General features: G+C 42.9%; 7 protein-coding genes, 2 tRNA genes and 3 rRNA genes. All 12 read left to right on the top strand.

All coding sequences use genetic code 11. The features are described 5' to 3' along the window. The first annotated feature begins 384 nt into the window (after positions 1 to 384). The 12 genes from F994_RS12800 to hisC all read left to right on the top strand — a co-directional run bounded on the left by F994_RS12800 (position 385) and on the right by hisC (position 13,193). A 16S ribosomal RNA gene (locus F994_RS12800) occupies positions 385 to 1,922 on the top strand. A 61-nt stretch (positions 1,923 to 1,983) separates the two neighbouring features. Then, positions 1,984 to 2,060, top strand: a tRNA-Ile gene (locus F994_RS12805). A gap of 71 nt (positions 2,061 to 2,131) precedes the next feature. Then, positions 2,132 to 2,207, top strand: a tRNA-Ala gene (locus F994_RS12810). A gap of 361 nt (positions 2,208 to 2,568) precedes the next feature. Then, positions 2,569 to 5,466, top strand: a 23S ribosomal RNA gene (locus F994_RS12815). A gap of 180 nt (positions 5,467 to 5,646) precedes the next feature. After that, positions 5,647 to 5,761, top strand: a 5S ribosomal RNA gene (gene rrf / locus F994_RS12820). The 16S, 23S and 5S rRNA genes sit together here with 2 tRNA genes alongside, the layout of an rRNA operon. A 445-nt stretch (positions 5,762 to 6,206) precedes the next feature. Continuing rightward, positions 6,207 to 7,667, top strand: a complete 1,461-nt coding sequence (locus F994_RS12825; RefSeq protein ID WP_004650947.1) for an RNA polymerase factor sigma-54 — start codon at positions 6,207 to 6,209, stop codon at positions 7,665 to 7,667. Between the two features lie 174 nt (positions 7,668 to 7,841). Then, complete coding sequence (gene hpf, locus F994_RS12830) at positions 7,842 to 8,174, top strand: ribosome hibernation-promoting factor, HPF/YfiA family (protein ID WP_004650948.1); 333 nt, start codon at positions 7,842 to 7,844, stop codon at positions 8,172 to 8,174. A 136-nt stretch (positions 8,175 to 8,310) separates the two neighbouring features. After that, complete coding sequence (ibaG, locus tag F994_RS12835) at positions 8,311 to 8,562, top strand: BolA family iron metabolism protein IbaG (RefSeq protein WP_004650949.1); 252 nt, start codon at positions 8,311 to 8,313, stop codon at positions 8,560 to 8,562. A 6-nt stretch (positions 8,563 to 8,568) separates the two neighbouring features. Then, the gene (gene murA, locus F994_RS12840) at positions 8,569 to 9,825 is read left to right on the top strand and encodes a UDP-N-acetylglucosamine 1-carboxyvinyltransferase (RefSeq protein WP_004650950.1); all 1,257 of its coding nucleotides are present in this window, start codon (positions 8,569 to 8,571) and stop codon (positions 9,823 to 9,825) included. Further along, positions 9,825 to 10,520 carry an ATP phosphoribosyltransferase gene (gene hisG, locus F994_RS12845; RefSeq protein WP_004650951.1) on the top strand — a complete coding sequence of 232 codons (696 nt, stop codon included), beginning with the start codon at positions 9,825 to 9,827 and terminating at the stop codon, positions 10,518 to 10,520. Before murA ends, hisG begins: the two co-directional genes overlap by 1 nt. 219 nt (positions 10,521 to 10,739) lie before the next feature. Next, complete coding sequence (hisD, locus tag F994_RS12850) at positions 10,740 to 12,029, top strand: histidinol dehydrogenase (RefSeq protein ID WP_004650952.1); 1,290 nt, start codon at positions 10,740 to 10,742, stop codon at positions 12,027 to 12,029. 75 nt (positions 12,030 to 12,104) lie between these two features. Then, positions 12,105 to 13,193, top strand: coding sequence for a histidinol-phosphate transaminase (gene hisC, locus F994_RS12855; RefSeq protein WP_004650954.1), 1,089 nt, complete (start codon positions 12,105 to 12,107; stop codon positions 13,191 to 13,193).

The following is a 13,193-nucleotide window of genomic DNA, read 5'->3' on the forward strand; positions in this document are numbered from 1 at the left end:
GATGTGAAATGCTGTAGAATGCACATCCATCGGCGGTGATGTTAAATAAAACCTCTGATAAATCAATAAGTTGGTTGGATTGTTAAGATTTCGAATGAGATTTTAAGATTGGATTTAAACTTAGGTTTGTCGGGAAATAATTTAGCAAAACCTGTTGACTTTCTCTGGAAAGAGAGTAGTATAGCCGACCTAGCTTGCTGATGACGAATCAGCAAGAAGATCATTAAGAGATTATGAAGAACAACTTGTGTGGATTTTTACTGGTTGATTGATCGAAATTATTTTCATTGATTGATGGTAGAAATTACTCGAAGTTTATTTGAGAAATATTTGTCAGAAAATTGATGAGCCAAGATTGGTAGCCTTTAAGCTACTACTGATTTTAAACTGAAGAGTTTGATCATGGCTCAGATTGAACGCTGGCGGCAGGCTTAACACATGCAAGTCGAGCGGAGATGAGGTGCTTGCACCTTATCTTAGCGGCGGACGGGTGAGTAATGCTTAGGAATCTGCCTATTAGTGGGGGACAACATTTCGAAAGGAATGCTAATACCGCATACGCCCTACGGGGGAAAGCAGGGGATCTTCGGACCTTGCGCTAATAGATGAGCCTAAGTCGGATTAGCTAGTTGGTGGGGTAAAGGCCTACCAAGGCGACGATCTGTAGCGGGTCTGAGAGGATGATCCGCCACACTGGGACTGAGACACGGCCCAGACTCCTACGGGAGGCAGCAGTGGGGAATATTGGACAATGGGGGGAACCCTGATCCAGCCATGCCGCGTGTGTGAAGAAGGCCTTTTGGTTGTAAAGCACTTTAAGCGAGGAGGAGGAGCTCTAGACTAATACTCTAGATGCTTGGACGTTACTCGCAGAATAAGCACCGGCTAACTCTGTGCCAGCAGCCGCGGTAATACAGAGGGTGCAAGCGTTAATCGGATTTACTGGGCGTAAAGCGTGCGTAGGTGGTCTTTTAAGTCGGATGTGAAATCCCTGAGCTTAACTTAGGAATTGCATTCGATACTGGGAGACTAGAGTATGGGAGAGGATGGTAGAATTCCAGGTGTAGCGGTGAAATGCGTAGAGATCTGGAGGAATACCGATGGCGAAGGCAGCCATCTGGCCTAATACTGACACTGAGGTACGAAAGCATGGGGAGCAAACAGGATTAGATACCCTGGTAGTCCATGCCGTAAACGATGTCTACTAGCCGTTGGGGCCTTTGAGGCTTTAGTGGCGCAGCTAACGCGATAAGTAGACCGCCTGGGGAGTACGGTCGCAAGACTAAAACTCAAATGAATTGACGGGGGCCCGCACAAGCGGTGGAGCATGTGGTTTAATTCGATGCAACGCGAAGAACCTTACCTGGTCTTGACATAGTAAGAACTTTCCAGAGATGGATTGGTGCCTTCGGGAGCTTACATACAGGTGCTGCATGGCTGTCGTCAGCTCGTGTCGTGAGATGTTGGGTTAAGTCCCGCAACGAGCGCAACCCTTTTCCTTATTTGCCAGCGGGTTAAGCCGGGAACTTTAAGGATACTGCCAGTGACAAACTGGAGGAAGGCGGGGACGACGTCAAGTCATCATGGCCCTTACGACCAGGGCTACACACGTGCTACAATGGTCGGTACAAAGGGTTGCTACCTAGCGATAGGATGCTAATCTCAAAAAGCCGATCGTAGTCCGGATTGGAGTCTGCAACTCGACTCCATGAAGTCGGAATCGCTAGTAATCGCGGATCAGAATGCCGCGGTGAATACGTTCCCGGGCCTTGTACACACCGCCCGTCACACCATGGGAGTTTGTTGCACCAGAAGTAGGTAGTCTAACCGTAAGGAGGACGCTTACCACGGTGTGGCCGATGACTGGGGTGAAGTCGTAACAAGGTAGCCGTAGGGGAACCTGCGGCTGGATCACCTCCTTAACGAAAGATTGACGATCGGTAAGAATCCACAACAAGTTGTTCTTCATGAAGATGTATCTGAGGGTCTGTAGCTCAGTTGGTTAGAGCACACGCTTGATAAGCGTGGGGTCACAAGTTCAAATCTTGTCAGACCCACCAATCTAACGAACGAAGATGAAGAAATTCATTGAGAGACAGAGAAGAAGATATATCGAATCTAATGATAAGCTGGGGACTTAGCTTAGTTGGTAGAGCGCCTGCTTTGCACGCAGGAGGTCAACGGTTCGACTCCGTTAGTCTCCACCATATATAAAGCTAGGTGATTACAGAATTTAGTGAATATAAAAACTTAATTAAGTTTTTAGTTTATTAAATTCTGTGATTTATCACAGTTACCTACGATCTGACGAAGACGTAGTTAATCATTAACAGATTATAAATTTGAGTTGAAATAAATTGTTTAAACTCAGAACTGAATTGACATTAATTTGTATCACGCAAGTGTTACGAAGAAATGAAAATAAAGAACTGAGCACTAGCGATTAACTGAATCAAGCGTTTTGGAAAACGAACTAGATTGAAGCTGTACTGTGGTTAAATCCACAAAACTCGAAGCAAGGTCATCAACATTAACTTGTAGTGTTGAAACGACTGTTTGGGGTTGTATAGTCAAGTAATTAAGTGCATGTGGTGGATGCCTTGGCAGTCAGAGGCGATGAAAGACGTAATAGCCTGCGAAAAGCTCCGGGGAGGCGGCAAATATCCTGTGATCCGGAGATTTCTGAATGGGGAAACCCACTTACCATAAGGTAGGTATCGCATGATGAATACATAGTCATGCGAAGCGAACGAGGGGAAGTGAAACATCTCAGTACCCTTAGGAAAAGAAATCAATTGAGATTCCCTTAGTAGCGGCGAGCGAACGGGGAAAAGCCCATTAAGTTATCTAAGTTCTAGTGGAATGCTCTGGGAAGTGCAACCATAGTGGGTGATAGTCCTGTACACGAAAGGGCTTAGATAATGATGTCGAGTAGGGCGAGGCACGTGAAACCTTGTCTGAATATGGGGGGACCATCCTCCAAGGCTAAATACTCCTGACTGACCGATAGTGAACCAGTACCGTGAGGGAAAGGCGAAAAGAACCCCTGTGAGGGGAGTGAAATAGATCCTGAAACCGCATGCATACAAGCAGTGGGAGCCGGCATTGCGTCCGGTGACTGCGTACCTTTTGTATAATGGGTCAGCGACTTATATTCAGTAGCGAGGTTAACCGAATAGGGGAGCCGTAGAGAAATCGAGTCTTAATAGGGCGAATTAGTTGCTGGGTATAGACCCGAAACCAGGTGATCTATCCATGAGCAGGTTGAAGGTTGGGTAACACTAACTGGAGGACCGAACCCACTGTCGTTGAAAAGCCAGGGGATGACTTGTGGATAGGGGTGAAAGGCTAATCAAACTTGGTGATAGCTGGTTCTCCCCGAAAGCTATTTAGGTAGCGCCTCGGACGAATACCATTGGGGGTAGAGCACTGTTTCGGCTAGGGGGTCATCCCGACTTACCAAACCGATGCAAACTCCGAATACCAATGAGTACTATCCGGGAGACAGACTGCGGGTGCTAACGTCCGTAGTCAAGAGGAAAACAATCCAGACCGCCAGCTAAGGCCCCAAAATTATAGTTAAGTGGGAAACGATGTGGGAAGGCATAGACAGCTAGGAGGTTGGCTTAGAAGCAGCCACCCTTTAAAGAAAGCGTAATAGCTCACTAGTCGAGTCGGCCTGCGCGGAAGATGTAACGGGGCTAAAACTATATGCCGAAGCTGCGGATTTGCAATTTATTGCAAGTGGTAGGGGAGCGTTCTGTAAGCCGATGAAGGTGGATTGAGAAGTCTGCTGGAGGTATCAGAAGTGCGAATGCTGACGTGAGTAACGACAATGCGAGTGAAAAACTCGCACGCTGAAAGACCAAGGGTTCCAGTCCAACGTTAATCGGGGCTGGGTGAGTCGACCCCTAAGGCGAGGCCGAGAGGCGTAGTCGATGGGAAATTGGTTAATATTCCAATACTTCTGTGTAATGCGATGAGAGGACGGAGAAGGTTAAGTCAGCCTGGCGTTGGTTGTCCAGGTGAAAGGTTGTAGGCATGTATCTTAGGCAAATCCGGGGTACTCTATGCTGAGAACTGATAGCAAGCTGTACTTGTACAGTGAAGTGGCTGATACCATGCTTCCAGGAAAAGTCTCTAAGCTTCAGTTACACAGGAATCGTACCCGAAACCGACACAGGTGGTCAGGTCGAGTAGACCAAAGCGCTTGAGAGAACTCTGCTGAAGGAACTAGGCAAAATGGTACCGTAACTTCGGGAGAAGGTACGCTGCCGACGGTGATGGGATTTACTCCCTGAGCGGTTGGCAGCCACAGAAACCAGGCCCCTGCAACTGTTTATTAAAAACATAGCACTCTGCAAACACGAAAGTGGACGTATAGGGTGTGATGCCTGCCCGGTGCTGGAAGGTTAATTGATGGGGTTAGCGTAAGCGAAGCTCTTGATCGAAGCCCCAGTAAACGGCGGCCGTAACTATAACGGTCCTAAGGTAGCGAAATTCCTTGTCGGGTAAGTTCCGACCTGCACGAATGGCATAATGATGGGGGCGCTGTCTCCAGCAGAGACTCAGTGAAATCGAATTCGCCGTGAAGATGCGGTGTACCCGCGGCTAGACGGAAAGACCCCGTGAACCTTTACTGCAGCTTGACATTGAACTTTGATCTTACTTGTGTAGGATAGGTGGGAGGCTTTGAAACTCGGACGCTAGTTCGAGTGGAGCCAATCTTGAAATACCACCCTGGTAATATTGAGGTTCTAACTCTGCTCCATTATCTGGAGCGAGGACCATGTCTGGTGGGTAGTTTGACTGGGGCGGTCTCCTCCTAAAGAGTAACGGAGGAGTACGAAGGTGCGCTCAGCGTGGTCGGAAATCACGCGTAGAGTATAAAGGCAAAAGCGCGCTTAACTGCGAGACCCACAAGTCGAGCAGGTACGAAAGTAGGTCTTAGTGATCCGGTGGTTCTGTATGGAAGGGCCATCGCTCAACGGATAAAAGGTACTCTGGGGATAACAGGCTGATACCGCCCAAGAGTTCATATCGACGGCGGTGTTTGGCACCTCGATGTCGGCTCATCTCATCCTGGGGCTGAAGCAGGTCCCAAGGGTATGGCTGTTCGCCATTTAAAGAGGTACGCGAGCTGGGTTTAGAACGTCGTGAGACAGTTCGGTCCCTATCTACCGTGGGCGTTGGAAATTTGAGAGGATCTGCTCCTAGTACGAGAGGACCAGAGTGGACGAACCTCTGGTGTACCGGTTGTGACGCCAGTCGCATCGCCGGGTAGCTATGTTCGGAAGGGATAACCGCTGAAAGCATCTAAGCGGGAAGCCTACCTCAAGATAAGATTTCCCAAGGACTTTATGTCCTCTAAAGAGCCGTTGAAGACTACGACGTTGATAGGTTGGATGTGGAAGTGCAGTGATGCATGAAGCTGACCAATACTAATTGCTCGTGAGGCTTGACTATACAACACCCAAACAGTTGTATTGCTCATCTAATTCGATACAAAATACTTGATTTAGTTTAAAAGCTAGTTACAATACCAACTCAAATTTAGCATAATCTGTTAATAACTCATTTGGTACAAAGTAAGGCATACGAAATAAACAGCGTAAATAAGACCCGAAAAAGTCCATAAACAGTTGTGCTGGCGACAATAGCAAGAGTGAACCACCTGATCCCTTCCCGAACTCAGAAGTGAAACCTCTTCGCGCTGATGGTAGTGTGGGGTTACCCATGTGAGAGTAAGTCATCGCCAGCTCATTATTACTAAAAACACCCCAACCAATCGTTGGGGTGTTTTTTTATGCGTGCGAAATTTAAAAAAATTAAAAATAGACCATGAATTCAAAATAAATGAAACTAAATAGAGCCTTATTATTTTGATACAGAGCTTTTCTCTATTTGGTGAGTTGGCTGTATTTCTGTAAAGCTTTATGTTTAAACTTATGATGATCTTTAGCTGAAAAGGCTTCCTCTTTTCTAGTACTTTCATTATCTATCGTTTTTGGAAATATAAAACAAGTCGGAAGCTAATTTATCATTGCTGTGTGTTTTTATTCATATGCGTATCTATGTGAAAACTTATTAAATTTTTCTTTTAATCTATTTGTTAATTTATATTATTTCTAATAAAACTGTGCTATAAAACCATAAAGCGGCATGAAAATTGCTTATAAGAAATATTGAAAAAGAGTAGAGGTAATATGAAGTTATCGGTTGGATTAAAAGTTGCGAACTCCTTGTCCTTGACACCGCAGTTGCAGCAGGCCATTCGTTTGCTTCAGCTCTCGAGTTTGGAACTTGAGCAAGAGATTCAAATTCAATTGGATAGTAATCCTTTATTGGAAAAAGTAGAAGAGCAGTCGAATATAGAAAGTTTATCTTCTTTGCAGGAGCAAGAAAAAGAACATGACAATAAAGATCTCACCAATGAATTGAATGCCAATACTTTACCTGATGATTTACCGGTTGATACAGATTGGGATGATGTTTATAGCCATCAACCAACGAGTCTCGGTTCACCTGAATATGAGGAGCGTGAGGACAATCGACAAGGGCATTTGGGTTTAAAAGAGCACATGCTTGAACAGATTAATTTATTACATTTTTCACAAGTTGATCGCCTGATTGCACATTGTATTGTTGATTCCTTAGATGAAAAAGGTTTTTTGGATGCGGAAGTCTCCGAAATAACAACCTCAGTTCAGCATTTGCTGGAGTCTATGGATTATGATGATGAAGTTGAAGATGATGAAGTTATTGTTGTTTTAAAGCATATTCAGCATCTTGATCCACCTGGGGTGGCATCGCGTAATTTAGCTGAATGTTTATTGGTACAATTAGAAAGTTTACCCGTACAAACAGCATGTCGTCGTGAAGCAATCATTTTATTAAACCATTATGAGTTATTAATTTCTAATGAATTACCAAAATTGGTAAAACAGACCGGTTTAAATCCAGATCAATTAAAATGTGCTGTTGATTTATTGAAGACATTAAAAGCTTATCCGGGAATGGAGTTTGAAGAAAAAGATTCGGACTATCAAATTCCAGATATTGTGGTGATGAAGAAAAATGCGCATTGGCAAGTACAATTGAATCCAGACATTATGCCGAAATTACGCATCAATTCTTTTTATGCCAATATGATTAAACGTGCAGATCAAAGCAATGATAATCAATATTTACGTAATCAAATGTTAGATGCCAAAAATTTTATTAAAAGTGTGGATGAGCGGCATAAGACCTTATTAAAAGTTGCCACATGTATTGTTGAACATCAAAAGATGTTTTTAGAAATTGGTGCGGAAGGGATGAAGCCTTTGGTGCTTCGTGATGTTGCAGAAGAAGTCGATTTACATGAATCTACGGTATCACGTGTGACAACGAATAAATTTATGCTGACGCCACGTGGTTTATTTGAGCTGAAATATTTTTTCTCCAGTCATGTCGCGACAACGTCAGGTGGAGAAGCTTCCTCAATTGCAATTCGTGCGAAGATTAAAAAACTCATTTCTGAAGAAAATCCGCGTAAACCCTTGTCGGATAATATTATTGCTACTTTATTAAAAGACGATGGGGTTGATGTTGCACGTCGAACCGTTGCTAAATATAGAGAGTCGTTACATATTCCATCATCTTCTGAACGAAAAGTGTTGATCTAAATTTTAAAGTGTGGCTATTCTAGAGATTCATTATGACAAGATAATGAATCTCTTTTTTACTTAAGGAATAGCGAGAATGATTTAATGTTGAATGTGCAGGATTTATTTTTTTGCTGTCATTAGATCGACTTGGCAATTCCTTTATTACCCTAAAAGAAGGTGAGGGATAGAACTATGCAAATAACAATCCGTGGTCATCATTTAACTATCACCCCTGCAATTGAAGAAGATATTCGGCTTAAATTTTCGCAAATGACCAAGCATCTAGATCAAATAAATAGCATGCAGGTGAAACTATCAAAAGATCATCAAATTGATAAACATTCTAAAAAAGGCAGTGACAACCATATTGCTGAAGCGATTATACGTTTACCTGGAATAGAAATGTTTGCTCAAGCCAGTGCGGATGATATGTATACTTCGATTAAGAAATTAACAGAAAAATTAAAACGACAATTGCATAAACATCGGAAAATGCAGATCGAGTATCAGCCTTTACTTGTATAGTTTACTTTTTGAAATAAAAAGAGGTTTTTAATGACCTCTTTTTTTATAGATAAAATGTTATACGTTAATGCTTTATTTTTCATATTTATAGTAAAATGGCAGGTTTACACCGTTGGTCCTATAAGAGGTCTTTGTGATGAATAGTGAACAGCTCACTGAAATTTTAAAAGCTGCTTTTCCAGAGGCTGAAGTTGCGGTTAGTGGGCAAGGCGGTAAGTTTGATCTTCGAATCGTTGATGAGCAATTTGAGGGAAAACGTCCTGTCGCACGTCAACAAACGGTTTATGCTCCGTTAAATTCATATATTGCCAGCGGTGAAGTACACGCGGTAACTATTCGTGCAATGACCAAAGAAGAATGGCGTAAAGCAAGCTTATTCGGAGCTTAGAACTAAATGGATAAATTTTTAATTCAGGGCGGTGTTAAGCTCGAAGGTGAAGTACGCATCTCGGGTGCAAAAAATGCAGCGTTGCCTTTACTTGCAGCCATGATTCTTGCAGATAGTCCGATTACCTTGACTAATGTGCCAAACCTTAAAGATGTCAATACCTTAGTTAAGTTGATTGGCGGTTTAGGTGTGCAGATTTCTTATGAAGGCGACACCGTTAAAGCGGATGTTTCTACATTAGATAATCAGTTTGCACCCTATGAATTGGTGAAAACCATGCGTGCATCAATTTTGGTGCTTGGTCCATTATTAGCGCGTTATGGTAGTGCACAAGTGTCACTTCCAGGCGGTTGCGCGATTGGTTCACGTCCAGTTGATCAGCATTTAAAAGCACTAGAAGCTTTAGGTGCGCATATTGAAGTTGAAAATGGTTATGTACATGCCAAAGTCGATGGCCGCTTAAAAGGTGGCGAAGTTGTCTTTGATATGGTGACTGTCGGTGGTACAGAAAATATTCTAACTGCTGCGGTATTGGCGGATGGTGTAACCACCATTCGTAATGCAGCACGTGAACCTGAAATTACGGATCTTGCGCAAATGTTGATTAAAATGGGCGCAAAAATTGAAGGTTTAGATACAGATACGCTGGTCGTGACGGGCGTGGAAAGTTTACATGGCTGCGAATATGCTGTGGTTGCGGATCGTATTGAAACAGGGTCATATTTAGCTGCTGCCGCAATTACTGGCGGTAAAGTGAAAACCACACATACTGATCCAAATCTTCTGGAAGCTGTGCTCGATAAATTCGAAGAAATGGGCGCAGAAGTGACGCGTGGCGAAGATTGGATTGAGCTTGATATGATGGGCAAACGTCCAAAAGCAGTCAGCTTCCAAACCTTACCTCATCCAGAATTTCCGACAGATATGCAAGCACAGATTATGGCAGTGAATGCCATTGGTCGTGGTTTTGCAACGATTTCTGAAACGATTTTTGAAAACCGTTTTATGCATGTGCCTGAGCTTTCTCGTATGGGAGCAAATATTCAGGTTGAAGGTAATGATGCTGTTGTAACGGGTGTAGACAAACTTTCTGCAGCGCCAGTAATGGCAACCGATTTACGTGCTTCATTCTCTTTAGTTCTGGCTGCCTTGGCGGCGGAAGGGGAAACATTGATTGACCGTATTTATCATATTGATCGCGGTTATGAAGATATTGAAGCAAAGTTACAGGGTTTAGGTGCCCAAATTAAGCGAGTAAGTTAATGAGTGATATGAGAAACGATGATCCAAACTTTGACGTAATGGGCAATTTTGATCATGGTTTAACTTTAGCATTAAGCAAAGGACGTATCTTAAAAGAAACTTTACCGTTGCTTGAAACAGCAGGAATTAACTTACTGGAAGATCCAGATAAATCACGTAAGTTAATTTTTCCAACCACCCATAAACACGTGCGTATTTTAATTTTACGTGCTTCAGATGTACCAACCTATGTGGAAAATGGTGCGGCTGATTTAGGGGTTGCTGGTAAAGATGTGTTGATGGAACATGGCGCACAAAATGTGTATGAGCCACTCGACTTGAAAATTGCCAACTGTAAACTCATGACAGCAGGTAAAGTCGGCATGGTTCGTCCGAAAGGCCGTTTAAAAATTGCCACTAAATATGTAAACCTGACGCGTCAATATTATGCGAGTTTGGGTGAACAGGTTGATGTGATTAAGCTTTATGGTTCGATGGAACTGGCACCATTGGTTGGTTTAGGTGATTACATTGTCGATGTCGTTGACACGGGCAATACACTTCGCGCCAATGGCCTTGAGCCACTTGAAGAAATTTGTACTGTTTCTTCTCGCCTGATTGTGAATAAAGCCAGCTTTAAACGTAAGCAAATGCTGTTAAATCCAATTTTAGCGCAACTTGAAAAAGCAGTTGCAGAGCGTCAAAGCCAAAAATAAGGTTTGATCGTGTTTGGGCTGTAAAAAACCGTCGTGATTCACGACGGTTTTTTTTATGGTTAATGCTTCATTGTTCAAAAATATCGACAAAATTATTTCCTGAATCATTTTAAAAGTTATTTTCCATGAAGCTTGAGCGATAGATGTATGATTGATACCCAAAAATGCAGCGAAACAAGGTAAACTAATCTTTTCTTCATTCACCTTGTAGGTAAATTGATGCGACGTTTATCGACTCAAGATCAAGACTTTCAACAAGTCTTTGCCGATTTATTGGCGTTCGAAACAGTCAACGATCCAGAATTGTTAAAAACAGTAGACCAAATCATTGCAGATGTTCGTGAACATGGCGATGAGCATGTTTTAAAACTAACACAACAATTCGATCGACATCCTGCGCATCAATTCTCAGATTTGGAACTGACACAAGATGCCTTAAAAGCGGCATTTGAAGGCTTAAATAGCCAAGTGCGTGAAGCTTTGGAGCTTGCAGCCAGTCGTATTCGTGAATTTCACCAAGTACAAAAGCAAGATGGCTGGACTTATGTCGATGCGTTAGGAAATACACTCGGTCAAAAAATTACACCACTTGATCGTGTCGGGATTTATGTACCGGGTGGTTTGGCCTCGTATCCGTCTTCAGTGCTGATGAACGCTGTACCTGCACATGTTGCAGGTGTGCCTGAAATTATTATGGTGGTGCCTGCGCCAAATGGTGAGTTAAATCCATTGGTGTTGGCAGCTGCCTATTTAGCAGGTGTAAGCCGTGTCTTTACCATTGGTGGAGCACAAGCAGTTGCGGCTTTGGCCTATGGCACAGAAACCATTCCATCGGTTGATAAAATTACTGGACCGGGAAACCGCTTCGTTGCTGCGGCAAAACGTGCGGTATTCGGTCAGGTTGGTATTGATATGATTGCAGGGCCATCTGAAATTTTGGTCTATGCAGAAGGCGAGAACAATGCTCAATGGTTGGCGATGGATCTGTTGTCACAAGCAGAACATGACACCGTTGCACAAGCCATTTTTATCACACCCGATGAGCAACTTCTAAATGACGTTGCACAAGCCATTGAAGAACATTTAGCGAACTTACCTAAAGCTGAAATTGCACGCACTTCAATTGCTAATCGTGGTGCTTTGGTTTTGGTGAAAGATCGTGCTGAGGCAATTGAGCTAATTAACCAAGTGGCAGCTGAGCATTTAGAGTTATGTTTAGATGAAGCCCAAGAGATGGCGGAAAATATTCGTCATGCTGGTGCGATCTTTATGGGGCGTTATACCCCTGAAGCAATTGGCGATTATTGTGCAGGGCCAAATCATGTGTTACCGACATCGGGTACGGCACGTTTTTCATCGCCATTGGGTGTGTATGATTTCCAAAAACGTTCCAGCTTGATTATGTGCTCACAAGAAGGGGTAAAAACCCTTGCGAAAACCGCTGATATTTTGGCACAAGAAGAAAACCTGGATGCACATGCACGTTCAGCACGTTATCGTTATCAGTAAGCTTTAATTGATATAAAAGGCTGATTGATCAGCCTTTTTTTAAGCCTATAACAGATTTGATTGAGATATTGAAAGATGAACATTACAACAGAACAAATGCGTTTTTGGAGTCCTGAAGTACGTGAATTAGAACCGTATGTACCGGGCGAGCAACCGAAAATCCAAAACTTACTTAAATTAAATACCAATGAAAATCCATATCCACCATCACCGAAAGTAGTTGCAGCGGTACAAGCCGTTTTAGCTGACTCTGCCGATGTATTACGTTTATATCCAGATCCAGAGGCTTCTGCATTAAAGCATGCAATTGCGGCGCAGCAGAATGTTGATGTTGCAAATGTCTTTGTCGGTAATGGTTCGGATGAGGTTTTGGCGCATATTTTTAAAGCATTTTTTGTGCAACAACAGCCTATTCTGTACCCTGATATTACCTATAGTTTCTATCCCGTTTATAGCCAATTTTTTGCAGTCAAAACCAAAGTATTGCCATTAAATGATGATTTTGAAATTGTGGTAGATGATTATAAACAAGCCAATGGCGGCATTATTATTACCAATCCCAATGCACCAACCAGTATTGCATTGGAGGTCTCTGCTATTGAAGAAGTGTTACAAGCCAACCCGAATTCAGTGGTGGTGATTGATGAAGCTTATGTTGACTTTGGTGCACAATCTGCGGTCAGTTTAGTGGAAAAATACGAAAACTTAGTGGTGTGCCAAACCACATCGAAATCGCGATCACTTGCGGGTTTGCGTGTCGGTTTTGCCATTGCACAACCGCATTTAATTGCAGCGCTTGAAGCGGTCAAAAACAGTTTTAATTCTTATCCAATGGATCGTTTTGCAATCGCAGCAGCGGTCGCTTCATTTGAGGATCAAGCTTACTTCGAAGCACAATGCCAAAAAGTGATTGCAAGTCGTGATAAGTTAGTGACTGAATTAGAAAGCATGGGTTTTAAGGTGTTACCATCGAAAGCTAATTTTATTTTTGCATCATTACCGAGTAAAGATGCGGGTGAACTGGCTGCACAATTACGTGAACAAGGTATTATTGTGCGTTATTTCAATAAACCGCGTATCAACCAATTCTTACGTATTACCATTGGTACAGATGAGCAAAATCAACGTCTGGTGGATAGCTTGAAAAATGACATCTTAGCTTAA

This window comes from Acinetobacter bohemicus ANC 3994, assembly GCF_000367925.1.
GTDB lineage: Bacteria > Pseudomonadota > Gammaproteobacteria > Pseudomonadales > Moraxellaceae > Acinetobacter > Acinetobacter bohemicus.